Annotated in this window: 23 protein-coding genes; 4 read left to right on the top strand and 19 right to left on the bottom strand. The window is 66.9% G+C overall.

Going from position 1 to position 24,568, the window contains the following annotated elements:
* Positions 1 to 7: 7 nt before the first annotated feature.
* From N5D45_RS06500 to N5D45_RS06420, 17 genes are all read right to left on the bottom strand, one after another.
* Positions 8 to 892, bottom strand: coding sequence for an arginase family protein (locus N5D45_RS06500; protein WP_109814367.1), 885 nt, complete (start codon positions 890 to 892; stop codon positions 8 to 10).
* A gap of 3 nt (positions 893 to 895) precedes the next feature.
* Positions 896 to 1,960, bottom strand: a complete 1,065-nt coding sequence (locus N5D45_RS06495) for a GNAT family N-acetyltransferase (protein WP_228355160.1) — start codon at positions 1,958 to 1,960, stop codon at positions 896 to 898.
* Between the two features lie 28 nt (positions 1,961 to 1,988).
* Entirely contained in the window at positions 1,989 to 3,389 is a 1,401-nt protein-coding gene (locus tag N5D45_RS06490) for an aminotransferase class III-fold pyridoxal phosphate-dependent enzyme (protein WP_228355161.1), read from the bottom strand.
* 48 nt (positions 3,390 to 3,437) lie between these two features.
* On the bottom strand, positions 3,438 to 4,154 hold the full coding sequence (locus tag N5D45_RS06485) for an MtnX-like HAD-IB family phosphatase (RefSeq protein ID WP_164191024.1): 717 nt from the start codon (positions 4,152 to 4,154) through the stop codon (positions 3,438 to 3,440).
* Positions 4,155 to 4,328: 174 nt separating this feature from the next.
* Positions 4,329 to 5,531: a DegT/DnrJ/EryC1/StrS family aminotransferase gene (locus tag N5D45_RS06480; protein WP_228355162.1), complete on the bottom strand. Its 1,203-nt coding sequence runs from the start codon at positions 5,529 to 5,531 to the stop codon at positions 4,329 to 4,331.
* 10 nt (positions 5,532 to 5,541) lie between these two features.
* A complete protein-coding gene (locus N5D45_RS06475) occupies positions 5,542 to 5,940 on the bottom strand; it encodes a DMT family transporter (RefSeq protein ID WP_019337581.1) in 399 nt (132 codons plus the stop codon).
* A complete protein-coding gene (locus N5D45_RS06470) occupies positions 5,937 to 6,296 on the bottom strand; it encodes an EamA family transporter (RefSeq protein ID WP_012479558.1) in 360 nt (119 codons plus the stop codon). The genes N5D45_RS06475 and N5D45_RS06470 overlap by 4 nt, the downstream gene beginning before the upstream one ends.
* Position 6,297: 1 nt before the next feature.
* Positions 6,298 to 7,134 (bottom strand): alpha/beta fold hydrolase, encoded by an 837-nt coding sequence (locus tag N5D45_RS06465; protein WP_134958249.1) that lies wholly within the window; start codon positions 7,132 to 7,134, stop codon positions 6,298 to 6,300.
* 79 nt (positions 7,135 to 7,213) lie between these two features.
* Positions 7,214 to 8,593: a sensor histidine kinase gene (locus N5D45_RS06460; RefSeq protein WP_010483178.1), complete on the bottom strand. Its 1,380-nt coding sequence runs from the start codon at positions 8,591 to 8,593 to the stop codon at positions 7,214 to 7,216.
* Positions 8,590 to 9,273 (bottom strand): response regulator, encoded by a 684-nt coding sequence (locus tag N5D45_RS06455; protein WP_019337583.1) that lies wholly within the window; start codon positions 9,271 to 9,273, stop codon positions 8,590 to 8,592. The genes N5D45_RS06460 and N5D45_RS06455 overlap by 4 nt, the downstream gene beginning before the upstream one ends.
* A 134-nt stretch (positions 9,274 to 9,407) precedes the next feature.
* Positions 9,408 to 10,538, bottom strand: coding sequence for a metallophosphoesterase (locus N5D45_RS06450; protein ID WP_228355163.1), 1,131 nt, complete (start codon positions 10,536 to 10,538; stop codon positions 9,408 to 9,410).
* A gap of 128 nt (positions 10,539 to 10,666) precedes the next feature.
* A complete protein-coding gene (locus N5D45_RS06445; protein ID WP_057502532.1) occupies positions 10,667 to 11,296 on the bottom strand; it encodes a hypothetical protein in 630 nt (209 codons plus the stop codon).
* 168 nt (positions 11,297 to 11,464) lie between these two features.
* Complete coding sequence (locus tag N5D45_RS06440; RefSeq protein WP_057502531.1) at positions 11,465 to 13,672, bottom strand: TonB-dependent siderophore receptor; 2,208 nt, start codon at positions 13,670 to 13,672, stop codon at positions 11,465 to 11,467.
* 17 nt (positions 13,673 to 13,689) lie between these two features.
* Positions 13,690 to 13,989 carry a DUF3325 domain-containing protein gene (locus N5D45_RS06435; protein WP_064968321.1) on the bottom strand — a complete coding sequence of 100 codons (300 nt, stop codon included), beginning with the start codon at positions 13,987 to 13,989 and terminating at the stop codon, positions 13,690 to 13,692.
* The gene (locus tag N5D45_RS06430) at positions 13,986 to 15,575 is read right to left on the bottom strand and encodes a PepSY-associated TM helix domain-containing protein (RefSeq protein ID WP_057502529.1); all 1,590 of its coding nucleotides are present in this window, start codon (positions 15,573 to 15,575) and stop codon (positions 13,986 to 13,988) included. The genes N5D45_RS06435 and N5D45_RS06430 overlap by 4 nt, the downstream gene beginning before the upstream one ends.
* The gene (locus N5D45_RS06425) at positions 15,572 to 15,907 is read right to left on the bottom strand and encodes a hypothetical protein (protein WP_064968320.1); all 336 of its coding nucleotides are present in this window, start codon (positions 15,905 to 15,907) and stop codon (positions 15,572 to 15,574) included. The genes N5D45_RS06430 and N5D45_RS06425 overlap by 4 nt, the downstream gene beginning before the upstream one ends.
* Before the next feature lie 89 nt (positions 15,908 to 15,996).
* The gene (locus N5D45_RS06420; protein WP_057502528.1) at positions 15,997 to 16,425 is read right to left on the bottom strand and encodes a helix-turn-helix domain-containing protein; all 429 of its coding nucleotides are present in this window, start codon (positions 16,423 to 16,425) and stop codon (positions 15,997 to 15,999) included.
* A gap of 79 nt (positions 16,426 to 16,504) precedes the next feature.
* Here N5D45_RS06420 and N5D45_RS06415 point away from each other — a divergent pair, with 79 nt between their 5' ends.
* Positions 16,505 to 17,722: an MFS transporter gene (locus N5D45_RS06415; RefSeq protein WP_057502527.1), complete on the top strand. Its 1,218-nt coding sequence runs from the start codon at positions 16,505 to 16,507 to the stop codon at positions 17,720 to 17,722.
* 112 nt (positions 17,723 to 17,834) lie between these two features.
* Here N5D45_RS06415 and N5D45_RS06410 read toward each other — a convergent pair whose 3' ends face one another.
* The gene (locus N5D45_RS06410) at positions 17,835 to 19,250 is read right to left on the bottom strand and encodes a GGDEF domain-containing protein (RefSeq protein ID WP_057502526.1); all 1,416 of its coding nucleotides are present in this window, start codon (positions 19,248 to 19,250) and stop codon (positions 17,835 to 17,837) included.
* Positions 19,251 to 19,537: 287 nt separating this feature from the next.
* On the opposite strand from N5D45_RS06410, the gene N5D45_RS06405 reads away from it, so the two are divergent.
* Positions 19,538 to 21,787, top strand: coding sequence for a TonB-dependent siderophore receptor (locus N5D45_RS06405; protein WP_010483166.1), 2,250 nt, complete (start codon positions 19,538 to 19,540; stop codon positions 21,785 to 21,787).
* Positions 21,788 to 21,928: 141 nt separating this feature from the next.
* Complete coding sequence (locus tag N5D45_RS06400) at positions 21,929 to 22,909, top strand: cation diffusion facilitator family transporter (RefSeq protein WP_010483164.1); 981 nt, start codon at positions 21,929 to 21,931, stop codon at positions 22,907 to 22,909.
* Between the two features lie 38 nt (positions 22,910 to 22,947).
* Here the strand turns inward: N5D45_RS06400 and nfi are convergent, their stop codons facing one another.
* Positions 22,948 to 23,622 carry a deoxyribonuclease V gene (nfi, locus tag N5D45_RS06395; RefSeq protein ID WP_057502524.1) on the bottom strand — a complete coding sequence of 225 codons (675 nt, stop codon included), beginning with the start codon at positions 23,620 to 23,622 and terminating at the stop codon, positions 22,948 to 22,950.
* 94 nt (positions 23,623 to 23,716) lie between these two features.
* On the opposite strand from nfi, the gene gpmA reads away from it, so the two are divergent.
* Entirely contained in the window at positions 23,717 to 24,466 is a 750-nt protein-coding gene (gene gpmA / locus N5D45_RS06390; protein WP_019337589.1) for a 2,3-diphosphoglycerate-dependent phosphoglycerate mutase, read from the top strand.
* The last annotated feature ends 102 nt before the right edge of the window (positions 24,467 to 24,568 follow it).

Genomic DNA, 24,568 nt, shown 5'->3' with positions numbered 1-24,568 from the left:
ACAGTGGTCAGCAGGCCGTCGGCACGGCAGCCATTGCCGCCAGCAGTTCGCGGTTCACCTGCTGGTGCCGGGCCTGCCAGGCAGGAAGATCATCGGCGCTGACGTCCGGCTGGCCATCCAGCGACGACAGCCAGCGCTTGAAGCGGCTCTGGTAGTTGGCCAACGACACTTCGCCGGTGATGTCACTGCCGACCAGGCCGCCGGCGCGCAGTGCCTCGATCACCACCAGCGCGTCCTCCAGCTGGAAGCGGCCCTGGTCCCAGTTGCTGCGGGCGACGTCCTCGGCGAACACGTCCTTGTCGATCGACAGGTAGGTGGGTTGTGGCGACTTGGCCTGTTCGGCAGCGAACGCGGCCACCAGGGCTTCGGGGTGCTCGAAGCGGCGGAAGGCGTGGCCCATGCCGAGGCGATGGCCCCAGTCGACATCCACGTCCATGCACCAGTACGTCAGGCGCCCGCCCATCAGCGGACGCCAGTGGTTCTCCCAGGCATGGCCGAGGCCGATGTCGCTGGAGGTGATGCCGAGTACATGGATGTGCGAGATATGCGGCAGCTTGCTGGCGGCGTTGACCCACGACCCGCAGTGCATGCCGAACGGGAAACGCATGTTGTCCGGATGGTTGTCCAGCACCACCAGCTGGAACGACGCCTGCGCGCGCATGCGGCGCAGCAGCGGCAGACTGAGATGGTGGAAGTCACCACTGCCGAGCATGACCGTGCCGAGCTGCGCGGGCAGCGGTGCCAGCACTTCGGCGGCGAAACGGTCCAGGGTGGCATTGCTGCAGGCGAAGCGCAGTGGATCGTGCCACTGCGGCAGGGCCAGGGTCTGCGCCTGTTGCAGCGGCAATACGCCACCGTCCAGGTCCAGGATCAGCGGGGAACGCACCAGCATCGCTCAGCCACCTCCATCAGGTTCGCCCTGCAGGTACGGGGCCAGCCGGCGCAGGGCGGCACGCAGCAGCGGGGAACGGGCATGGATCGCGTGCCGGGTGGAGGTGAAGCAGGCGCCCAGCTCGGCCTTGATCCGCGAGTCGGTCCAGCCGGCCACGTAGTGGCTCAGGCCGTGCTGCAGCGCGTACTCGAGGTTGTGCATCCAGCTGACCGCGTACAGGTTGTGCTCGCGCGACTGCGGGTAAGCCAGGCCGATGTACTTGTCCACCAGCTTGCCGGCATGCACGTAGCACAGGTTCCAGCCGATCAGCTGGCCCTGGTGTCGGTACAGGAACATCCGTCCCTGGCCCTGGCTGTCGGCCAGCAGGTACTGGAAATAGGGCAGGTCGAGCTGGTCGAAATGCACCGCGCTCTGCGCATACACGCCCAGGTACAGTGCATGCAGTTCGGCCTGCAGCCGTGGGTCGGCCAGGGCCGGATCTCCCGTGGCGATGCAGTCGATCTGCAGGTCATCCCGCGAACGGAGCTTGCGCCGGATGTTCTTGCGGCGCGAGGACGACAGGCGGCCGAGATAGCCGTCGATCGAATCGAAATCGATCGCCACCCAGGCCAGCGGCATGCCTTCCAGCTCAACGAAGCCGCGCGCCAGCAATGCCTGCAGGAAGGCAGCGCTGTGCGCATTGGCCGCGTCGTCCAGCAGCGGTGAATCGATGGCGAGGTCCTTCACCACCAGCAGCCGGGTATCGCCGATCGCGTGACGCGTCACGTCCTCGGCCAGCGCCTCCGGCGCGACGTGTGCCGGCAGCGGGGTGTACTCGGTGCTGGTGGCACCGACGAAGCGCGTCTTCCAGGTGATCCACGGCCGCCACAGGCGCGACAGCGGCAGGCCGAGCAGCCTGCCGCGAAGTTCGTCGTCCATCGTGGTGGTCAGGTCGAGCGGTGCACGGAAGGTCGGCAGGCCGCTGGGAAGGCGGCCTGCCTCGAATCCGAGCGGCGGGTGGGCCAGGAAGCCCTCCAGCAGCGCGGCCGGTTCCAGCGCGGTGCTGGATGCGCGTGACGTCATCTCCATCGGCACGGGAACCAGCAGCGCATCGACCTTAGCCCTTGGCCTTGGTCAGCGCCTGGTCGAGCAGGGTGATCGCCAGGTCGATTTCTTCGTAGCTGATGTCCAGCGACGGCGCAAAGGTGATCACGTTCTTGTACCAGCCACCCACGTCGAGCACGAGGCCCATGCGCTTGCCGTCGTGCAGCAGGTCACCGGCCAGGCCGATGTCGACCATGCGGTCCAGCAGTTCCTTGTTCGGGGTGTAGCCGTCGGCCTCGCAGATTTCCGCGCGCAGGGCCAGGCCCAGGCCGTCGACGTCGCCGATTTCCGGGTGGCGCTTCTGCAGGCCACGCAGGCCGTCGAGGAAGTACGCGCCCTTCTCCGGCACGGTGCGCTCGTAGTCCATTTCCTTGCCCAGCTTCAGCACTTCCAGGCCCAGGCGGGTGCCCAGCGGGTTGGAGTTGAAGGTGGAATGGGTGGAGCCCGGCGGGAACACGGTCGGGTTGATCAGCTCTTCGCGAGCCCACAGGCCCGACAGCGGGTTCAGGCCGTTGGTCAGCGCCTTGCCGAACACCAGCACGTCCGGGGTGACACCGAAGTGCTCGATCGACCACAGCTTGCCGGTGCGCCAGAAGCCCATCTGGATTTCATCGACGACCATCAGGATGCCGTACTTGTCCAGCACGCGCTTGAGGCCGGTGAAGAAGTTGCGCGGCGGAATGACGTAGCCGCCGGTGCCCTGGATCGGCTCAACGTAGAACGCGGCGTACTCGGCCTGGCCGACCTTGGGATCCCACACGCCGTTGTACTCGCTTTCGAACAGGCGCTCGAACTGCCACACGCAGTGGTCGGAATACTCGTCCGGGGTCATGCCCTTCGGGCGACGGAAGGGGTACGGGAACGGGATGAACATCGCACGCTCGCCGAAGTGGCCGTAGCGGCGGCGGTAGCGGTAGCTGGAGGTGATCGAAGACGCACCCAGGGTGCGGCCGTGGTAGCCGCCTTCGAAGGCGAACATCAGGCTCTTGCCGCCGCGCGCGTTGCGCACGATCTTCAGCGAGTCTTCAATGGCCTGCGCGCCGCCGACGTTGAAGTGCACGCGGCCGTCGAGGCCGAACTTCTCGTGCATGTCCACGGCAATGGTCTTGGCCAGCTGCACGCGGGTCGGGTGCAGGTACTGGCTGGCGACCTGCGGCAGGGTGTCGATCTGGTCCTTCAGCGCGTCGTTCAGGCGCTTGTTGCTGTAGCCGAAGTTGCAGGCCGAGTACCACATCTGCAGGTCGAGGTAGGGCACGCCCGCACCGTCGAACATGTAGCTGCCTTCGCCGCGCTGGAAGATCTTCGGCGGGTCGACGTAGTGGACGGTGTCGCCGAAGGAGCTGTAGCGGGCTTCGTCGGCCAGCAGCTGCGCGTCGGAGGCAGCGGCGTCGGCGTTCTTGTCAAAAATGTTCATGCAGTTCGGTTCCGTGAAGGACGTTCGAAAGAGGTGGCGGGGGCGTGCTCAGGCGGTGGCCAGCAGCAGGGGCAGTGCGGTGGGCTGCGGGCTGGCGTCGATGCGGCGTGGCTGCAGCAGGCTGCCATCGAGCAGACGCGGCAACAGCGCGATTGCATCGTGGAAGGTAGCGATGGCGGCATGCCCGATGCCGGCATTGGCGCAATGGGTGATCAGGCGGCGCTTGGCGAACACGAAGTCGGCATCTTCGGATACGCAGAAATCCGAGCTGCCGTCACCGATCATCAGCACGCGCGGTGCTTCGTTGGCGCGCGCCTGCGCGGCGCAGTTGCATTTGCAGGTGCCACTGCGGCAGCCTTCGGCCTGGTAGGGCGATTCCAGTTCCCAGTGGTCCCCGCACCAGCGCAGGTGGTTGGCCACCACCGGCAGTCGCGACAGGCCATGGTTGGCGAGGATGCGGTGGATCGCATAATCCAGGCCGTCGCTGACGATGCGCAGCGGCACGCCCAGCTGCTCGGCGCGGGCGACGAAGGCGACGAAGCCCGGATCGATCTGCACCTGGTCCAGGTGCGCATCGAGCGTGGCCGGGTCCAGCTTCAGCAGCCGCACCTGGCCCTGCATGCATTCACGCGAGCCGATCTTTCCAGCCTTCCATTGGTCTTCCAGTTCCTGCCAGCCCGGCTGGCCGTACTTTTCCAGCAGCGAGTCGATGACATCTTCGAGGCTGATGGTGCCATCGAAGTCACACAGGATGCTCCAGTGCATGGGCGGGTCCGTCGATGAAAGAAACGCCCGGCCCGATGCCGGGGCAGACTCAATGTAGGCAGGCCGCCTTTCTCGTTCCTTTCCTGTTGAAAGGCTTCATTGACGGGCTGGGAAAGCGTTCAGGAAGGTGCATGGATGAATGCGTGAGGTGCAGTCCATCCGTGCGTCTTGAAGTCACGCGCGGGCCAGCACCTGCAGTATTTCGGCCGTCTCTTCACGGGTCTGCCAGGCACTGTTGCCAAGGGTCAGCATGCGTGCGGCGAAGTCGCGTGCGTTGGGCATGTCGTCCTGCGGCACGATGCCGCGCAGGTACGCGTAGTCGGGCAGGGCATGGATGAACATGCGGCTGGCGCCGAGCCCGCGTGGCCACAGGTCTTTCATTACGGCATCGCGGGCGCGCTGGCTGGGCAGCAGCAGCATCAGCATCGGCCAGGTGCCACCGCTACCGGCAAGGCCGTCGACCACCTCAACGGCTGGCAGCTGTGCCAGCTGCACGCGCAGCTGCAATGCACGCAGGCGCCCTGCCTGCAGGAAGGCCGGCAGGCGCCGCGCGGCATGGGCACCGATGTTCTGCCGCCACTGGCTGACCCGGTGCTGCGGAATCTGCAGCGGGAAAATGTCACCGACCGCTTCTTCCAGGTCGCCACGCTGCAACGCACTGCGCAGCGGATTGCCGTACACCAACGACAGCAGCGATGGCCGATAGCAAGCGGCCAGGCCAAGCAGCTGCAGACTGCGCAGCAGTTCCCAGCGCAGGCTGGAACGCACCTGTTCGGCGGCATGTCCGGCCAGCGCGGCACGCAGCTCGTCATCGCGGCTGACCAGCAGGCCGCCTTCGTGCAAGCTCAGGCCCTTGCCGGCGGCCAGGCTGAAGAATCCGATATCGCCACGCAGGCCGACACTGCTGCTGCCGACCCGTGCACCGAGCGCCTGCGCGGCATCCTCGATCACCCAGGCGCCAGCGCCGCGCGCAACCTCGCAGGCCAGCTCGACATCGGCGATGCGCCCGCCCAGGTGGGTCGGCAGGATCGCCAGCGTGCGTGCGTCGGCCAGGCGCTTGAGCTGGCCGGAGTCGAAGTCGAAATGGCCGTGGCGGGTATCGCACAGCTGCACGCGCAGGCCCAGGCTGTGCACCGCGATCGGCACCAGCGGGCAGGTATAGGCCGGCAGGATCACGGTGTCGCGCTTGGGCGCACGCTTGCGCAGCGTACGCAGCGCGATCAGCAGCGCGTGTGTGCCGGAACAGGTCAACTGCAGCGGCGGTGTGCCGAGCTGGCTGGCCAGGATCGCGCGCAGGTCGCCACCACCGGGCAGGAAATCGCTGGCCTGCATCGGCAGGCCAGCCGTCGGTGGCAGTTCGCGCGCGAACAGGCTCATCGCAGGGTGCTCACGCGGCGCTTTCGGCGGGGCTGTGCGGGTCGTCGGCTTCCGCGCGGCCGAGGCAGACGATGCCGGCCACGATCAACACCGCACCGAGCAGATGGTGCAGCGTCAGCGGCTCGTTCAACAGCCACGCCGACAGCAGCAGCACGCTGATCACTTCCAGGTGCGAGGCGGCGAATGCGGGGCCGATCGGCGCATGCCGCAGCAGGCTCATCCAGGTGAAGAACGCACCCACGTAGCCGAGGATGGCGCCGTACACCCACGGCTGCGACAGCACGCGCAGCAGCCACGCAGTGTTGGCCTCGACCGGCAGCGCGGCATCGCCGGCGTACTTGAAGCACAGCTGGGCCAGCGTGTCGAAGGCCATCAGCAGCGGGAAGCCGATGACATACAGGCGCCTCATGAGCCGGCCCCCACCACCGCCACGCCCGCCGTGACCAGCAACATGCCGGTCACCCGCAGCGGCGTGAGTTTCTCGCGGAACAGGAAACGGCCGGCGATCATCAGCGCGACGATGTTGATCGAGCCGAGCAGCACGCCCTTGGACAACGGCACCAGCGACAGGAACGCGATCCAGGCGACGAACTCAAGCACGTAGCAGGCGATGCCGATCCACAGCCAGGGGCGGCTGAGCATGTGTTTCCAGCGTTGCAGTCCTTCGCCTTCCTGCGGATCGCTGGCGGCGGCCTTGAAGGCGAGCTGGCCACCGGTATCGAGTACCACATTGGCCAGCCACAGCAGCGTGGCAAGTGCCCCCATTTCAGGCCACCGCCTTGAGCACGCCCGTGCGTTCACCGATCTCGGTGAAGAAGCGCGCGCTGCGGCGGATCACGTCGCGGCGTTCGCGGTCGATGGTGATCATGTGGTAGCTGTCTTCCAGCACCACCAGTTCCTTCGGACCGCTGACCCGCGACATCACCAGTTCGGCGTTGCCCATGCTGGCCACGTCGTCTTCGCGGGCGTGCATCACCAGGCATGGTGCGGTGACCTGGTGCAGATGGCGTCGGGTCCAGTTGCTCAACGCACGCATCTCGGCCAGCGCATGCCAGGGGTTGCCCGGCAGGCCGGCGGCGGCGCTGTCGCCGGACAGCATGGCGGCGCTCACCTGCGCACGCAGGCGCTCGTCACGCAGGCCGTACGGCGGTTCTTCCATGAACATGCGGTCGCGGCCGATGTTGAAGCGCTTGAACCACGGCAGCAGGAACGAGAAGCGGGCTACGGCGGGAATGTTCCAGCCGTCGTAACGGAACGTGGCGCCGTACACGCCGACCCCGGACACCCATTCCGGGCGCCGGGCAGCCAGGGCCAGCGACAGCACCGCGCCCATCGACAGGCCGCCGACGAACAGCTGGTCAACCTTGCCGCGCAGGGTTTCCGCCGCATCTTCCACGCCCTGGTACCACTGTTCCCAGGTGGTCGCCAGCAGGTCATCCACGGTGCCGCAGTGGCCGGGCAGCTGCACACCGTGCACGGTGAAACCGGCGTTGTTCAGCCCTTTGCCCAGCATGCGCATTTCCGCCGGGGTGCCGGTCAGGCCATGGACCAGCAGCACGCCCTGTGGGCCACCGGGGAGGAAGAAGTCGTGCGATTCGGTCACCTGGCGGCTCCGGGACGGCAGTGGGGATGGCAGGATCGCAAGCGCGATTTTCGCCAGCCTTTCAGCGCCCCGGGCCGGGTCAGGGCGCCTTCAGCAGCGGCAGCGTGATGGCGACCTTCAATCCGCCACCGGGGCGGTTCAGGAAGCTCAGGCGGCCGCCGAAGTGCTCCACCGCCTCATGCGCGATGGCCAGGCCGAGGCCGGTGCCGCTGGCAGCGGTGCCCGGCGCCCGGAAGAAGCGCTCGCCCAGCCGTGGCATCACGTCGTCGGGCACGCCGGGACCGTTGTCTTCCACATACAGTTCGACATCATTGTCGTCCAGCGCATGCACGCCCACCGTGACCGTCGCATTGCGGCCGGCATAACGAAGGGCGTTGTCGATCAGGTTGTCCAGCGCCTCCTGCAGCATGGCGCCGTTGCCGAGTACACGCAGCGGATGGGGGCTGCCGCGGTAGCCCAGATCGATGCCATCACGGATCGCTTCCGGTACCCGCATGCCGACCCACTGCGGTACCAGAACGCCGAGATCCAATGCCTCGACCGTTTCCGGCACGGTCTGTGCCCGGCTCAGCGCCAGCAGCTGGGTGCTGACCCGTGCCGTGCGCTGGTTGAGCCGGCGGATGTGCTGCAGTGCCTCGCGCACCGTGTCCGGGTCGCCGTGCGCCAGCGCCTGGTCCACGTGCAGTGCCATGCCCGCCAATGGGGAGCGCAGCTGGTGCGCGGCATCAGCGATGAAGCGGTTCTGCAGGGTGATCATTTCCGCCTGGCGCGCGAACAGATCGTCGATGGTGCTGATCAGCGGCTGGATCTCCTCCGGCACGTCGGCATCGGAGATCGGTGCCAGTTCGCCGCGGCGCTGCGCCAGGCGGGTCCTCAGCGGGGTCAGGATGCGCAGGCCGTACGTCACGCCGAACCAGACCAGCGCGGCGGTGCCCAGCGCCAGCATGGTCATCAGCGGGATGATGATCATCAGGATCTCGCGCGCACGCTGCCGGCGGTCGGCCATGCTCTCGGCCACGGTCACCGCCAGCTGGTCCTGCGGATCGTTCATCGCCTGCGTGCAGACGGTGGCCATGCGCACCTGCTGGCCATTGAGGTTGCCGTCGTACAGCGCCGGATGCACGCCGGTGCAGTCCTGCGAAGGGGCATACGGGCTGAAGTCTGCATTGCCGCTGAGCGTACCCATGCGGCTGCTGTCGACGTTGAAATAGCGATGGCCGTCGGGGTCGTACTCGATCAGGAAGCGCGCCTGCGGAGACAGGTCGCTGGTCACCGGCATGGTACTCAGCATCTGCGCGAACGAATGCGTGTCGTCGATCAGGTTGCGGTCGTGGATGCGGTTGGAATAGTCCAGCGCAACGTAATAGGCCAGAATCGTGTTGAAGGTGAGCAGGCCCAGCATCGGCAACGCCAGGAAGGCGAGCAGGCGCCGGCGCAGGCTGGGCGGTCCACTGATCACGGGGTGCCGTCGTCCTGCGCGTCTTCCAGCATGTAGCCCAGCCCGCGCACGGTGCGGATGCCCATGCCGCCGGGCTGCAACTTCCGGCGCAGGCGGTGCAGGGCGATGTCCAGGCCGTTGTCGGTGAGGTCCTGGCCCCAGTCGCACAGCGCTTCCACCAGTTGCGCGCGCGACACGATGCGCTCGGCGCGTACCGCCAGTGCCGACAGCAGGCCGAACTCGCGCGCGGTCAGTTCCAGCGACTGGTCGTCGATCCACACCCGATGCCCGGCCAGGTCGATGCGCAGGCGGCCGATGCGCAGGTCCGGGTTGCCATTGCTGGTGACCCGGCGCAGCTGCGCACGCACGCGCGCTTCGAATTCGTCCAGTGCGAACGGCTTGACCAGGTAGTCATCGGCGCCAAGGTCGAGCACGCGCACGCGCTCGGCCAGGCCATCGCGGGCGGTCACCACCAGCACCGCCAGGCCATCGCCGCGCTGGCGCAGGCGTTGCAGAACGTCGCGGCCATCCAGCTGCGGCAGGCCCAGGTCCAGCACCAGCAGCGCGTACTGGGTCGAGCCCAGCGCGGCGTCGGCGTGCGCGCCGTTGTCGACGTGGTCGACCACATGGCCCTGCCGGCGCAGCGAGGCGCACAGGCCGGAGGCGATATCCGGGTCGTCTTCAGCAATCAGAACGCGCATGCGCGGGGGCTCCTGTAACGGTCTGGCCCGCCGGATGGACGGGGTGGGCCTCTCTCGGCTGCCGAGGGTAGCCGCAAACCGGGTGAAGGTGGAGCGCGCCGGCGCCGTCGGTCGCGCTCGCGCTTTCCGGCCATTCAGTCCTGCAGGCCCGGCTCGCCCTGCGCCAGCGGCACCCGCGAACCGTCCAGCAGGCCACGGCTGAGTTTGCCATCTTCGATGAACAGCAGTTCGCCGTTCTCGCCGTTCTTGATGCTGCTGTCGATGGCGATCACGCGGTCGCCATGGAAGCTGCTGACGTGCGGCATCGAAGTGTGGCCGACCACGATGCGCGCGAGCTGCAGGCTGTCGAGCACCTTCTGCACCCCTGCGGTGTCGAGGCGGCCATCGAAGTAGCCGCGGTACCAGATCGGGCTGGTCTTGCCGTCATACAGCGGTGCGGTGTCCGGGTCGGCCTTCACTTCGGCCTTGGGCAGGCCGAGCGAGGCCTGGTAGGCCGCATTGGTGCGCGCCGGGTCCAGCGCCAGCTGTACTGCTTCGGGCGAAATTCCGCCGTGCAGGAACAGGGTGTCGCCGATCTTCAGCAGCACCGGGCGGGTGCGCAGCCACTGGCCGATCACCGAGTCGGCGCCATACAGCTGCGGGTAGCTGCGCCCCAGCAGCTGGGCACTGCGCAGGTACTTCGGGTTGACGTAGCGCAGGTCGTCGTACAGCACCATGGTCTCGTGGTTGCCAAGCACGAAGTGCACCGCGCCACCGGCGGCAGCCGCCTGTTGCTGCAGGCCGTAAAGCAGCCAGAACGCTTCGGTCACCTGTGGGCCACGGTCGAACACATCGCCGGCGATGACCAGGGTGTCCTTGCCCAGCGCCCAGCTGTCCTGTGCGTCGATGACCCGGTTGGCGCGCAGCAGGCGCACCAGCAGCCCATATTGGCCGTGGATGTCGGACAGCGCGACGATGCGAGGTACCGCCGGCAGTACGGAGACCAATGGTGCCGCCGGCGGCGGCACGTGCACGCTGTGGGCGTAGCCACACTGCGGGCTGAAATCGGTGCCGCTGGCAGTGGCGGGCAGGGTGCGCATCTGTACCTGGTCGCCACAGATCCACTTCGCGCGCAGCTGGTCGCCCACGCGGAACACATACGGGCCATCGGCATCCACGTGCTCGGCAGGTGTGGCCACCTCGCGGGCCTGCAGCAGCGGCGTGCCCAGCAGCAGGGCCAGTGGCAGCAGCAGGCGGGCAGGGCGGGACAGGGCACGGTGCAGCATGGGCTGTTTCCTTGGCGGGCAATTAATAAGGGCGGGCCCGAAGGCCCGCCCCTGATGCTACGCCGTTGCACGCCCCGACAGCATGCGCCGAAGGTGGGGGTCACTGTGCCAATCGTGCTGGTTGCGAGTCACCGAGTGAGGTCTTCCCGCAGTGAGCTTCTCTCAGCAGCAAGCTTGAGCAGACCGGAGATCTTCTCCAGCTTTCCGGCGAATATCATCACCATTGCCGAGCCAATCAACATGCCCAAGCTACAGCAGGTGATGATCAGTTTTGCACCATCAACCCACTCCAGAGCCTGGTTTCCTGAGCCGACGCTCAGCAGATTGATGACCAACGCGCTGATGGTACTGGCACCTGAGGCCAGCCCGGCACGTCGGGAGAGAAACTTTGCCTCCTGATCGATGAGCTTGGAGTGCCGGTCCAGTTCTTCTGCCTCGCAACGAGAAAGATCTTCGACGAAAGCAGAGTCAAGTTCGACATTCACATCAATCCGACCGGCCATGTCGCTCCAGCCGTTCAACACCAGCTGGGCAACCTGGATGACTTGAACAACAGCAAAGACCGCGCCCAGCAGAATGATCACCGCTGCCATAGGAAGCGCAAGCGACCTGCCTGATTCCAGTGACAGCAAGCCAGCTTCCACCAGCTGTATGCACCCAACACAGAGCAGGAAAAGCAAGACCATTCCGGCGACCACATAGTTCTCTGTCCTACTGAAAGGTGCTGCCACCTTCGGGCGCTTGATGCGCGCCAACATGGAGCTGATGCGAGGGACTGCTGGCTTATGATCCTGTTCTGTCATGAAGGATGTGCTGAGTGGATGAAGCAGAATCATCCACCAGCGCAGTCGCAGATTCTGAGAATCTCCATTCGTTGAACAAAAAAGAGCGGGCCCGAAGGCCCGCCTCTGATGCTGCGCCGTTGCTCAGAACTTCGCGCGCAGGTTGAACAGCACGCGGCGCGGCTCACCCCAATAGCCGGAGTTGAAGAAGCCGACGTTGCGGTAGTAGACCTTGTCGAACAGGTTGGTGACGGTCACGCCGACGCTCAGGTTGTCGTTGATGCGGTAGCGGCCCATCAGGTCGAACAGCACGTAGCCGCCCTGGCTCATCTTGCCGGTGGCGGTAACCGGGGTGCCGTTGGCATTGAAGCGACCGGTGGGAATGGGCTGCATCTGGTAGATCTCGCTCTGCACGCTCACGCCGCCGCCCAGCGTCCACTGGCCATGGGTCCAGGTGGTGTTGAAGCGGGCCAGGTGCATCGGGCTGGTGCTGGCGAAGCGGCTGCCATCGGGGTTGCTGCTGTAGCTGTAGGTGTAGCCGCCGGTCATGCTCCAGTGGTCGTTGATCGAACCGGAGACTTCGAATTCACCGCCCTGGGTGGTGATGCCGCGGCTGGCGATGTACGGCGAACTGCCATCGGGCAGCTTGATCTCGCCGCCGTTGGGGTCCAGCTCGGCCACGTTGTCCTGCTTCATGTAGAAGCCGTTCAACGCCGCGTACAGGCGGCCGCCGAAGAAGTCGGCCTTCAGGCCGTACTCGTAGTTGCCACCGGTGGTGGGGTCCAGCAGCTGGTTGTTGATATCGCGCCGGGCGGTGGCCTGGAACACGTCCGAATAGCTGGCAAAGGCGGTGATGCTGCTGCTCAGGTCGTACAGCACACCCACGTACGGGGTCAGCTCATGGGCGCTGGTGCGCGCGCTGCGGCTGGTGAACACGCCGTCGGTGTTGTAGCTGTCGGTGGTGGTGCGGTAATCGGAATAGCGCGCGCCGGCGATGATCTTCAGCGGGTCGATCGGGTTCAGGCGCACCGCGGCGTAGTAGCCGGTCTCGGTGGTGTTCACCGTATTCGACGGAATGCCGTAGTTGAAGGTGGTCGGCTTGCCGATGTTGCCGTCCCAGCTGAAGATGCTGGGGAAGGCAGCCACGTCGTACGGGCGCGAGGTGATGCCGGCGCGGATGGTGTCCAGGTCGCGGTCGTAGTGGTTGATGCCCATCACCAGCTCGTGCGAACGGCCGAACAGCTGGAACGGACCGGAGGCGTACAGGTCGAAGGCATCTTCGCGGGTTTCCGACACCGAATAGGTATCGGCAATGCGCAGGCCCAGACCGGTGACCGGGTCGGCCCAGTTACCGGTGTTGGAACCGGCCAGCAGCAGCGAATCGGTGTCGGTGGCGCGATGGTTGTAGGCCAGGCGGCCACTCCAGCCGGCGCCGAACTGCTGTTCCAGGGTGGCGAAGTAGTTGGTGCTTTCGCGGTTCCATTCGTTCCAGCGCGCTGCGGCGCTGTAGGAACGTGGCATGTGCGCGCGCCTGCCATCGCGGAAGTACAGCGGCGAGGCGCTCCAGGCGCCGCCGTCGGAACCGGTCTTCAGGTAATCGATGCCCGCGCGCAGACGGGTGCTGTCGGTCAGGTCGGCTTCGATCACCCCGTACAGGCTGGGGGATTTGTCATGCTGGAAGCGCACCCAGCTTTCCTTGTCGGTGTAGGCGCCGACGAAGCGCCCGCGTACGCGGCCACTCTTGCTGAGCGGGCCGGACACATCCACTTCGGCGCGCTTGTAATCCCACGAGCCGGCGCTGAGGCTGGTGCTGGCCTGGAAGGTTTCGGTCGGGCGCTTGCGCACCATGTTCACCGTGGCCGACGGGTTGCCCGAGCCGGTGACCAGGCCGCTGGCGCCGCGCACTACTTCAATGCGCTCGTAGATGGACGTGTCGCTGAGGATCGAGTTGCCGCCGGCGCCGGTGGTGTAGTTGGTGGGAATGCCATCGAACATGAAGTTGTTGATGGCAAAGCCCCGCGCGTTGAACAGCGTGCGGTTGCTGTCATACGACTGAATGGTGACGCCCGGCGTCTGCTGCAGCACCTCAGAAATCGTGATGAGGTTGAAATCCTCGATGCGCTGGCGGGTGAACACGGTCAGCGACTGCGGCGTTTCGCGCAGGGTCAGCGGCAGCTTGGTGGCGGTGTTGGTGCCATAGACCTGGTAGCCCTCTGTGCGCTGGGTCACCATCACCCGGTCCAGTTCGGTGGTGGTCGGCACGGTTTCCTGGGCGAACGCCGGAGCGGCGGCACAGGCGAGTGACAAGGCGAGGGCGTTCCGGCGCAGGGCGCCAGAGTGCGTGTGCTTCATGGAATGACCTTTCTAGTTCAGGAACGGGAAGACGGGCGTGGCGCCGGCTTGGCTGGGCTGCGGAAACTGAGCCAGAGCACCATGGCCCCGGCGCCGGCGGCGAGTACGCCGCACCAGCCCACAAACCCTTGCGCTACGCCCCACGCCGCGATGCTGGGTGCCAGGCTGGCCGCCGCCGCGGCAGCGCCCAGCAGGCGTAGCACGCGGCGGCGCGCCGGAGCGGGTGCTTGACCGGTGACGTCGCGGTGGTGGCGTTCCATCGCCAGCGCCAGACAGACGAAGCCGACGGCAGCCAGCAGCAGGGCGAGCACGCTCATGCGCTGGCCTCGGCAGCCGGGGCCGCGCGTGCGGTACGGGGCTTGCGTTGCGCCGGCACGAAACGATGCACCTTGCGCGCGGCCCACAGCAGGCTGGCGCCGATCAGCAGCAGGCCGATGTCGATGCCGGCCCGGGCGCCATCACCGCTGGCCAGCGCACTGACCGCGCCACCCTGCCAGACCACCAGGTTGTACAGCGGCAGGCCCAGCGCCAACACGCCGGCCAACGCCAGTTCTTCCACCCAGCCGCGTCGGGCCGGGCGCAGCAGCGCGTGCAGAAGGCAGGCCGCCCATGCGTAGAAGAACACCTTCACTTCGGCATCGCTGCGGTTGGCCAGTTCCACCGGCAGCAGGCGGTTGCCCCACAGGAAGGCCAGCATGGCCACCGGCAGGCCACTGACGAAGCCGATGTTCAGGCGTTCCACAATGTGGAAACCCAGGTGCGGACGCGCAGGATCGGGCAACTGGGTGCGCCGCTTCACCGTCCACAGCACCAGCCCGGTGGCGACCATCAGCGTGCCGGCCACGCCGGACAGGAAGAACAGCCAGCGCATCGTGGTGGGTGCGAAACGTGCGGCGTGCAGCCCGATCATGCCGTCGCGGGTGACCACGGCGGCCGAGCGTGGTGGGGCAGCATCCAGCAGTTCGCCGCGCGCGTCGAAGGTGAGCGTGTCGTTGGCCCCGGCAATCTGGTCGGCCTGCTGGCGGCGCACGGAAATGCGCATGGACGCATCACCTGGCTGGTCGATCTGCAGCGACGCCGCATGGCCACCGCCCCACTGCAGTTCCGCGCGGCGCAGCACCTGGGCCAGCGCGGGCGGCGCAGCGGCCATACCAATGGGCTCGACCTTTTCCGTGCGCGGGAACAGCTCGGCGAAGAACGCATCGCGGCCACCAGGGTAGTTCGAATCCACTGCCCACGGCATGTACAGCGTCATCAGGGTGATCAGACCGGTGTAGGTGATCATCAGATGGAACGGCAGCGACAGCACCGCCAGCGCGTTGTGGCCGTCCAGCCAGGTGCGTTGGCCCTTGCCGCGGCGGAAGGTGAAGAAGTCGGTGAAGATCTTCTTGTGGGTGATGACACCGCTGATGATCGCTACCAGCATCAGCATGGAACAGGCACTGATGAACCAGCGCGCCCACAGCACCGGCACGTAGTGCAGATCGAAATGCAGGCGGTAGAAGAAGTTGCCGCCGCGTGTCTCGCGTACCTGCGCCGGTGTGCCGTTGGCATCCAGCGTGGCCTGGTTGGGATTGCGCTGGCCACGCCGGCGTTCCTTTTCGCCCTTCGCCTGCCAACTGACGGTGGTGGCACTGCTGCGCGAATCCGGCAGTTCGATGCTCCAGCGCTGCGCGTCGGGTGCAGTGTGGGCCAGGAACTGCTGGGCCTGGGTGACGGCGGTCGTGGCGTCGGCGGGCAGGCCGATTTCCGGCTGCATCCAGCGGGTCAGTTCTTCCTTCCAGTACGACGCGGTACCGGCAATGAAAATCAGGAACAGCACCCAGCCGACCACCAGGCCCGACCAGGTGTGCAGCACCGATTGCGATTGGCGGATGCCGCCCAGGTTGTCGGCGCTGCTCATGCGTAGGTCCCGCGCAGTAGCCAGGCGATCAGCGCAGCGAGGGCGCCCGCGGCCAGCAGGCCCACAGCGGCACGCAGGGTGCTGCGCGCGGCGTAGGCCCAGATGGCGGCCAGTGCGTAGACCACGAACGCGGCCATGGTGGCCACCAGGGTGGCATCGGCCTTGGCGACCGGCAGCAGACGCGCCAGCGCGCCGGCCCAGCAGGCGGCCACGGCGTAACCGCCCAGCAGCGCCAGCAGCCCGCGGGCCCACAGCAGGCCATGGCCGTTACCGCGCGCCACGCGCTTGGCCGGCGCAGCGCCGGCAGCAGAAGGAGAGGTGGGAGCGGCCATCGCCGATGTCAATGAGAACCGTATGCAATTGCAATTGAATGCTATTTGACACCGGTGACCCTGTCGAGTCCCCCATTCGGGGGGGGCGTCTACAGCTTGCGCACCACGGTAGCGTGCGCGGGCAGTGGCTGCCCGTGGGTGTCCAGCGGTTGCATGTAGGGCACGGCTGAGCCGTTGTCACGCTGGATCAGGGAAGAGTGGGCTTCGCCAGCGCCGAAGCGATGCCGCTCGCCCCACTGGCGCAGCGCGACCAGCAGCGGAAACAGTTCCAGTCCGGCGGCAGTGAGCACGTACTCCTGGTAGGCCGAGCCGTCGGAGGCCGGCTGCAGCTGCAGGATGCCGGCCTCGACCAGCCTGCGCAGGCGATCGCTGAGGATGTTGCGCGCTGCGCCGAGGCTGCGCTGGAAGTCCCCGAAACGGGTGACGCCGTCGAACGCGTCGCGGATCACCAGCAAGGCCCAGCGATCACCGAGCAGGTCGGCGCTGCGGGCGACAGGGCAGGGGCTGTTGGCGTGCATGGCAGGTTCCGCTGAATGTGGTTGCAGTTTAAAACCAATGCTACTAACCTGCATCAAGTTGCAAAATGAAACTACAATCATGGGCGCCATCCCCGTTCCCCGTTCCCTGCAGGTGCTGCTCGCGGTTGCCGCCGGTGCCAGTGTTGCCAACGTCTATTACGCACAGCCGCTGCTGGATCAGCTGGCGCAGGCCTTCGCACTGGATCGGGCTGCGGCGGGCGCGGTGGTGGCGGCGACCCAGGCCGGCAGCGTGCTGGCCTTGCTGGGATTGCTGCCATTGGCCGACCGCGGTGATCGTCGCCGCCTGCTGCTTCTGCAGCTGCTGGCGCTGGTGGCGGCGGTGCTGTGGCTGGCGGCCGCGCGCACTGCCGGTTGGCTGCTGTCGGGCATGCTGCTGGCCGGCTTGCTTGGCACTGCACTCACGCAGGGCCTGATTGCGTACACCGCGACGTTGGCGCCGGTCGAGCAGCGTGGGCGCGTGGTCGGCGCCGTGCAGGGCGGGGTGTTCATCGGCCTGCTGCTGGCACGCGTTGTATCGGGTGGGGTGGCCTCCGCGCTGGGCTGGCGCGCCGTCTATCTGTTGTCTGCCAGCGTGACAGCGATGCTGGCGCTGCTGCTGTGGCGGCGCCTGCCCGCGCTGCCGGTGCCGGTGGTGCCGCCGCGCTGGCGCGATCTGCTGGGCTCGATGTGGGGCATGTTGCGCACTGATCGCACGCTGCGCGAGCGTGGACCGCTGGCACTGCTGTTGTTTGCCGGCCTCAATGTGTTCTGGGCGGCGGCACCGCTGCCTTTGTCGTCACCGCCATTGCACTGGTCGACCGCGGCCATCGGTGCACTGGGCCTGGCGGGCGTGGTGGGTGCGCTGCTTGCGGCGCGGGTCGGGCATTGGATGGACTGCGGATTTGCACATCGCGTCAGTCTCGGCGCGCTGCTGCTGATGCTTGCCGCGTGGTGGCCGCTGCTGGGCCTGCCGCAGTCGCTGCCGCTATTGCTGCTGGGCGTGGTGGTGCTGGATCTTGGTGGGCAGGCGCTGCATGTAGCGAACCAGGCCCTGCTGCTGCGCGCGCCGGGCGAACAGCATGGTCGCCTGGTGGCGCTGTACATGCTGTTCTATGCCGTGGGCAGCGGTGCAGGCGCGGCGGCCGGGCCCTGGATGCAGGCGCGCCATGGCTGGTCGGCGGTCTGCATGCTGGGGGCCGGCATCGCGCTGTTGGCAGTGCTGTGGTGGGGGGCGTGGCGAGTGGCGGCGCTCACTGCATCGGCCGCGGTGCGAAGCGGTAGAGTCGACTGTCGGTAGAGTCGACTGTTAGTCGACTGCTCTTCGTTCCGACGGCAAAAAACCCGCGTTGCGCGCGGTAGTCGACCAACAGTCGAATCCACCACCATCGGGATTTTTCATTTCCGCCGGTTCACCGCTGCAATGCCCGCCGCCCCGGCGCATCCTGCAACGCGTCGCTGGCCACCACCACGCGGTTGCGGCCGCTGCGCTTGGCCTCGTACATCGCAGCATCGGCACGCGCCATCAACCGCTCGTAATCCGGATGGCCATCGTGCCCGGCCACACCGATGCTGGCGGTCAAGGCCAGCACCTGCCCGTTGGCCAGTGCCACCGGCGACTGCGCGATCTGCCGGCGCAGGCTTTCGGCAATCACTTCCGCCTGGGATTCACTGGCCGCGACCAGCACCACCACGAATTCTTCGCCGCCATAGCGGAACAGATAGTCGCTGCCGCGTGTCAGCTGCCCCAGCAGGCCAGCCACGTGCTGCAACGCGCGGTCGCCGGCATCGTGGCCATGGCCGTCGTTGATTGCCTTGAAATGATCCAGGTCGAGCAGCAGCAGCGAGAACGGTGTGCGGTTGCGCGTGGCCAGCTCGATTTCCCGGCGCAGCACGGTGGGCAGGAAGCGGCGGTTGAGCAGATTGGTCAGGGCATCGCTGCCGGCATCCAGTTCGCCGATGCGCTCGAACAGCAGTGTCATCAGGGTGCGGATGGCGGCCAGGTCCTCGCGTATGGCCGGCAGCACCGCCAGCCGCTGTGCCGGGGCATCGCCGCTGGCCCGCTGCAGGTGGCCGTCAATGCGGGCCATCAACTGGCCCACCTGCTGCGTTTCGCTGCTTTCGCCGAAGCTGGGGATGCCCTTGTGGGTGAACCACAGGCCGAACTCCGAGGTGGCCAGGCTGGCGTTGTCGCTGGCCTGCACATGACCGGCGAGTGCGTAGAGCAGGGCGTTCTCCCAGTCCAGCAGCAGTGCGCGCTGGCGCTCGCGTTCGGTGCCGACGTTCTGCACCAGCGAGAACAGCCGGTACGCAGCATCGGCACGGGTGGAGCGCTCGCGTGCATGGGTGTAGGCCAGGGTCATGCCTTCCATGGCGATATCCATGATCGCGCTGAGGCAGTCGATGGCGGCGAACGCGGTGGCGCTGTCGGGCGCGTCGTCGCGCAGGCGCACGAACAGTTCGTGCTTGAGCACGCGCGCGCCGCGGGTGACCAGATCGACCGGAATGCCGACCCGGGCATGCACATCGCCGATCACGCGCTGTGAGGCAACGGTGCTGGCAATACCGTCGGCATCGGTGGTCAGCAGCTGCACCAGCCAGCGCTGCATGGCCGGCTGCAGGCGCTGTTTGACCTGGTCGTGGGACAGGAAGCGGCGGGCACGCCCGTCCTGCAGCAGCACTTCGTAAAAGCGCTGGGCCAGCGCGGGTGGGGCATCGGTGGCAGCGGCCCTGAGCAGCGCGGTGGCGGCAGGGCCGGCCTGCAGCAGGCAATGCTGCCAGGCCTCGGCCAGCGGCTGGCTGGCATCGTCCAGTTGGGGTGGTTCCACGTCGATCTCTGACTGCGTACGGCAAACCACGGGTATCGGCCGCGGCGGCGTACGGTTGATGGCGGGTTAGCCGACCAGTTTACGCGCGGTGCAGGGTTGCACGGTGCGCAAACCACATTGGCACCGCTGCGGCAATGAGTGAACGCATTTGAGAATCAATCTCATTAGTGGGAGAATGCGCGCACGGAACGGGCTGCAGGTGCCTGCAGGACTGCTCCGCCTCCCCCCTCGTCGTTGCCTCAAGCCCTTTGCCAGAGGCCCCGTAGCCCTGCCAGAAGGTCCTGATCATGTCTCCTGCCGTTGTCCTTTCGCCGCGCCCGCTGGCGCTTGCCGTTGCCGCCCTGCTGGCGGGCAGCGCCCTGACCGCCAAGGCTGAAACCGACGCCACCGATATCGACACGGTGCACGTCACCGCCTCGCAGATCGCGCGCCAGGCACTGGGTACCTCGACCATCACCGCCGAGGACATCGCCCGGCGCCCGCCGGCCAACGACATCGCCGAACTGCTGCGCACCATGCCCGGCGTCAACCTGACCGGCAACAGTGCCTCGGGCCAGTACGGCAACAACCGCCAGATCGATCTGCGCGGCATGGGCCCGGAAAACACCCTGATCCTGGTCGATGGCAAGCGCATCGGTGCCCGCGATGCCGTGCGCATGGGCCGCAGCGGCGAGCGCAATACCCGTGGCGATACCAACTGGGTGCCGGCGGAGATGATCGAGCGCATCGAAGTGCTGCGCGGTCCGGCGGCAGCACGCTACGGCTCCGGTGCTTCTGGCGGCGTGGTCAACATCATCACCAAGCGCCCGACCGGCGACCTGACCGGTGCGGTCGACCTGTACGGGCTGGTGCCCGAGCACAGCGCCGAAGGTGGCAGCGAGCGTGTCGGCCTGCAGCTGAGTGGGCCGATGACCGATACCCTGTCGTTCCGCCTGTACGGCAATCTCAACAAGACCGACGCCGACTCGCTGGACCTCAACCGTCAGTACGCCACCAACCCGAACGCAGTGCCGCCGGCTGGCCGCGAGGGCGTCAAGAACCGCGATGTCAACGCGCTGCTGCGCTGGGACGTGACCGCCAACCAGGTGGTCGAGTTCGAGGCCGGCACCAGCCGCCAGGGCAACATCTATGCGGGTGACCGCGCGGTCAGCACCACCGGCACTTCGACCGGCATCGATCTGGCCGCCCTGGCCGAGGACAAGGCGGAAACCAACCGCATGTACCGCAACACCGGCGCGATCACCCATCGTGGCCGCTGGGGCGATGTCACCTCGCGGGTGACGGCCGCGGTGGAAGCGGTGAACAACTCGCGCATCAACGAAGGCCTGGCCGGTGGCCCGGAGGGCAGCTTCAACGGCACCGACTGGTCGACCTCGCGCCTGCGCAACTACCAGCTGGATGGCGAAGTGAGTTTCCCGACCACGCTGGGCGGTGCCGAGAACATCTGGACGCTGGGCTTCGAGTACCTGGACAGCCGCCTGACCGACCCGTATTCGATGAGCCAGTCCAGCAGCAGTGGCGGCGGACTCCCGGGATTGTCGGCCGATCGCGCGCGCGGCAAGTCCGACGCGCAGACCACCGCCGTGTTCGTGGAAGACAATATCTACCTGGGTGAGCGCTGGATCGTCACCCCGGGCCTGCGCTTCGATCATCACAGCCAGTTCGGCAACAACACCAGCCCCAGCCTCAATGCGCAGTTCCGCATCAACAGCGACTGGGTGGTGAAGGGGGGTATCGCCCGTGCATTCAAGGCACCGAACCTGTACCAGTCGAATCCGGACTATCTGTATTACACCCGTGGCAATGGCTGCCCGAATGCACTGCCGAGCCTGGGCGCCGGCTGCTACATGCGCGGCAACGCGGACCTGAAGGCGGAAACCAGCCTGAACAAGGAACTGGGCATCGAGTGGGCACCGCAGAGCGGCTGGCAGGCGTCGTTGACCTACTTCCACAACGACTACAAGGACAAGATCCAGGCCGGCTACACCCAGATCGGCCTGACTGCCGACACCAGGGGCCGCATCTTCCGCTGGGAGAACGCGCCCAAGGCGATCGTGCAGGGGCTTGAAGGCAACCTGGTGATCCCGCTGCTGGGTGAGCAGGGCAACCGCCTGAAGTGGAGCAACAACTTCACCTACATGGTGGAGAACGAGAACAAGAGCACCGGCCAGCCGCTGTCGGTGATTCCGAAGTACACCGTCAACACGATGCTGGACTGGCAGGCCACCGACAAGCTGTCTCTGCTGCTGACCGGCACGTTCTACGGCAAGCAGAAGCCGGCCACCACCAACATCAACAACGACCCGCGCTGCACCGGCACGTGCGATCCGTCGGTGGCGCTGCAGGATCGCGGCGCCTACAACATCTGGGGCGTGAGCGCGCGCTACAAGGTCACCGACACGGTCAGCTTCGGTTTCGGTGTGAACAACCTGGCTGACAAGCGCCTGTTCCGCGAGGCCAACAGCAGTGATGCTGGTGCGGCGACGTATAACGAGCCGGGCCGCGCGTACTGGGCCAGCCTGCGCTTCGGGTTCTGACCCAGGCCGGCGTCGTTCCACGGGGCTCGCCAGGCATGCCTGGCGGCTCCGGACCGGTACGCCTGCAATGTTATAAACACCGTAATAGTCTCCCCCGCCAGCACGGCGTAGCCTGCACCGCATCGCAAAGGAGCTGTTGCCATGGGCCACGACCACGATCACCTGCCATCCGAGATCCGCCACGAGAAACCCTTGTGGTGGGCGCTCGGCCTGACCTCCACCTTCCTCGTCGTCGAGGTGGTGGGCGCGTTCTGGACCAACAGCCTGGCGCTGCTGTCCGACGCGGCGCACATGGCCACCGATGCGCTGGCGCTGATGATCGCGCTGGTCGCGGTACGGCTGAGCCGTCGCCCGCCCGACGCGCGCCGGACCTACGGCTATGCGCGCCTGGAAGCGCTGGGCGCGATGATCAACGGTGCGATGCTGTTCGTGGTCGCTGGCTACATCCTGTGGGAGGCCATTGGGCGTTTCCGCGAGCCGCAGGAGATTGCCTCGTCGGGCATGCTGGTGATTGCCGCAGCGGGCCTGGTCATCAATCTGATCTCGATGCGCCTGCTGCAGGCCGGCAGCGGCGAGAGCCTCAACGTGAAGGGCGCCTACCTGGAAGTGTGGGCGGACATGCTTGGCTCGGTGGCGGTGATCGCCGGCGCGCTGTTGATCAAGTGGACCGGCTGGAAGCCGATCGATCCCATCCTGGCGGTGCTGATCGGCCTGTGGGTGCTGCCGCGCACCTATGTGTTGATGCGTGAGGCGATCAACGTGCTGCTGGAAGGCGTGCCCAAGGGCATGGACGTGGCCAGGGTGCGTGACAGCCTGTCCGGCCACGCTGCGGTACTGGATGTGCATGACCTGCATGTGTGGGCGCTTGCTTCCAGCACGCCGGCGCTGACCGCGCACATCGTGATGCGCGACGGCACCGATGCCGATGCGCTGCGCCGTGAACTGGGCGGGCGCCTGCACGATGACTTCGGCATCGAGCACGTGACACTGCAGATCGAAGCGGACCACTGCGGCGAAGCCTGTGGTGAGCCGGTGCCGGCCAAGGGCGGCGAGCACGAGGGCCATGAAGGCCATGACCACGGCGAGGACGCGCAGGGCCATCGCGGTCACGTGCATCGCTGATCGTAGATGACGCGCGTGCCGGGAGATCCCCGGCGCAGCTATTCATCCCGTCGCGAGGCGAGCCGATCCGCCAGCCGGGTCGGCTCCGGCAGCCGGTAACCGCGCAGGGTGCGCTGCACCCAGGCCAGCGCGGTATCGGCACTGACCCGATGGCCGCCGGCCACGAACAGCGGCTTGCAGCGCACCTTGCTGCGCAGCACCCAGCCCAGTTGTTCATCGCCCTCCAGCAGCGGCGTATGTGCACCGGCCTCGGCGCCCGGCTCGACGAACCGGCCCACCAGCTTCGACTTGGCCACGCCGATGCTCGGCAGGTCGGTGACCACGCCCAGATGCGCGGCCACGCCCAGCCGGCGCGGATGGCTGATGCCGTGGCCATCGACGAACACCAGATCCGGCGCCCGCGGCAGCAGCGCCAGCGCGGCCAGCAGTGCCGGCAGTTCGCGGAAGCTGAGCAGGCCGGGGATGTAGGGCATCACCGTAGGAATCCGCGCGATCTCCTGCGCCACGGGCTGCAGCGTCTTCGCATCCAGCAGCACCGCCGCGGCGCGGGTGATCGCGCCGTTGTCTTCAAAGCCGACATCCAGCCCGGCCAGCCAGCGCATGTCGCGGGGCAAGCGGTCCTGGCGCTCCACGCGGCCGGCCAGCTGGATCTGCTGCGCTCGGGCAGTGGCGACGCTGCCTTCCCAGCGTCCGGGGTCGATCACCGTATTCATTGACCGCAGCATCGCATGCGCGGCGCCACGGCCCGGTGAGTGGCGCCCGGGGCTACAATGGCGGCCTGCCTTTCCTCGCGTTGGAGACCTTGCAGTGACCCGTAAACTCGTACTGTTGCGCCATGGCCAGAGCCAGTGGAACCTGGACAACCGCTTCACCGGCTGGGTCGATGTCGACCTGACCGAGCAGGGGCGCCGGGAAGCGGCTGCCGCCGGTCGCCTGATGCGCGAGGAAGGCCTGCAGTTCGACGTCGCCCACACTTCCGTGCTCAAGCGCGCCATCCACACCCTGCAGGGTGCGCTGGCCGAGCTGGAGCAGGACTGGCTGCCGGTGAACAAGTCCTGGCGGCTCAACGAGCGCCACTACGGCGGCCTGCAGGGCCTGGACAAGGCAGAGACCGCTGCCAAGCACGGCGAAGACCAGGTCAAGGTGTGGCGTCGTTCGTACGACATCCCGCCGCCGGCCATGGACCTGGAAGATCCGGGCCACCCGATCCACGACCGCCGCTACGCCGGCCTGGACCGCAACGCGCTGCCGGGCACCGAATCGCTGGCCACGACCCTGGACCGCGTGCTGCCGTACTGGCATGACGCCATCGCGCCGCAGCTGAAGGACGGCAAGACCGTGCTGGTCACCGCTCACGGCAACTCGCTGCGCGCGCTGTACAAGTACCTCAACAATGTCTCGCGCGAGGAAATCCTCGAGCTGAACATCCCGACCGGCATTCCGCTGCTGTTCGAACTGAATGATGATCTGACCGTGCAGTCGTTCCGCTATCTGGGCGACCCGGAAGCGGCACGCAAGGCTGCTGAGGCCGTGGCCAACCAGGGCAAGGCGAAATAAAGAAGCAGAAGGCCGGCTTGCGCCGGCCTTCGCTTTTTGTAGAGTCGAGCCATGCTCGACTGCTCTCCGTTGCGGGTTCATGACCCCTGCGGGAGGCCAACC

Source organism: Stenotrophomonas sp. GD03819, assembly GCF_029841665.1.
GTDB classification, from domain to species: Bacteria; Pseudomonadota; Gammaproteobacteria; order Xanthomonadales; family Xanthomonadaceae; genus Stenotrophomonas; species Stenotrophomonas geniculata.
The sequence above is the reverse complement of the archived record's forward strand: the minus strand, read 5'-3'. Positions and strand labels throughout refer to the sequence as shown.

What these genes read in the sequence shown, in the direction of transcription:
- N5D45_RS06415 (WP_057502527.1), top strand. Translation starts at nt 16,505, where the DNA reads ATGGGCGCCATCCCCGTTCCCCGTTCCCTGCAGGTGCTGCTCGCGGTT.
- N5D45_RS06450 (WP_228355163.1), bottom strand. Translation starts at nt 10,538, where the DNA reads ATGCTGCACCGTGCCCTGTCCCGCCCTGCCCGCCTGCTGCTGCCACTG.
- N5D45_RS06400 (WP_010483164.1), top strand. Translation starts at nt 21,929, where the DNA reads ATGGGCCACGACCACGATCACCTGCCATCCGAGATCCGCCACGAGAAA.
- N5D45_RS06455 (WP_019337583.1), bottom strand. Translation starts at nt 9,273, where the DNA reads ATGCGCGTTCTGATTGCTGAAGACGACCCGGATATCGCCTCCGGCCTG.
- nfi (WP_057502524.1), bottom strand. Translation starts at nt 23,622, where the DNA reads ATGAATACGGTGATCGACCCCGGACGCTGGGAAGGCAGCGTCGCCACT.
- N5D45_RS06435 (WP_064968321.1), bottom strand. Translation starts at nt 13,989, where the DNA reads ATGAGCGTGCTCGCCCTGCTGCTGGCTGCCGTCGGCTTCGTCTGTCTG.
- N5D45_RS06500 (WP_109814367.1), bottom strand. Translation starts at nt 892, where the DNA reads ATGCTGGTGCGTTCCCCGCTGATCCTGGACCTGGACGGTGGCGTATTG.
- N5D45_RS06405 (WP_010483166.1), top strand. Translation starts at nt 19,538, where the DNA reads ATGTCTCCTGCCGTTGTCCTTTCGCCGCGCCCGCTGGCGCTTGCCGTT.
- N5D45_RS06440 (WP_057502531.1), bottom strand. Translation starts at nt 13,672, where the DNA reads ATGAAGCACACGCACTCTGGCGCCCTGCGCCGGAACGCCCTCGCCTTG.
- N5D45_RS06480 (WP_228355162.1), bottom strand. Translation starts at nt 5,531, where the DNA reads ATGAGCCTGTTCGCGCGCGAACTGCCACCGACGGCTGGCCTGCCGATG.
- N5D45_RS06425 (WP_064968320.1), bottom strand. Translation starts at nt 15,907, where the DNA reads ATGGCCGCTCCCACCTCTCCTTCTGCTGCCGGCGCTGCGCCGGCCAAG.
- N5D45_RS06475 (WP_019337581.1), bottom strand. Translation starts at nt 5,940, where the DNA reads ATGAGGCGCCTGTATGTCATCGGCTTCCCGCTGCTGATGGCCTTCGAC.
- N5D45_RS06430 (WP_057502529.1), bottom strand. Translation starts at nt 15,575, where the DNA reads ATGAGCAGCGCCGACAACCTGGGCGGCATCCGCCAATCGCAATCGGTG.
- N5D45_RS06485 (WP_164191024.1), bottom strand. Translation starts at nt 4,154, where the DNA reads ATGCACTGGAGCATCCTGTGTGACTTCGATGGCACCATCAGCCTCGAA.
- N5D45_RS06490 (WP_228355161.1), bottom strand. Translation starts at nt 3,389, where the DNA reads ATGAACATTTTTGACAAGAACGCCGACGCCGCTGCCTCCGACGCGCAG.
- N5D45_RS06445 (WP_057502532.1), bottom strand. Translation starts at nt 11,296, where the DNA reads ATGTTGGCGCGCATCAAGCGCCCGAAGGTGGCAGCACCTTTCAGTAGG.
- N5D45_RS06470 (WP_012479558.1), bottom strand. Translation starts at nt 6,296, where the DNA reads ATGGGGGCACTTGCCACGCTGCTGTGGCTGGCCAATGTGGTACTCGAT.
- N5D45_RS06420 (WP_057502528.1), bottom strand. Translation starts at nt 16,425, where the DNA reads ATGCACGCCAACAGCCCCTGCCCTGTCGCCCGCAGCGCCGACCTGCTC.
- N5D45_RS06495 (WP_228355160.1), bottom strand. Translation starts at nt 1,960, where the DNA reads ATGGAGATGACGTCACGCGCATCCAGCACCGCGCTGGAACCGGCCGCG.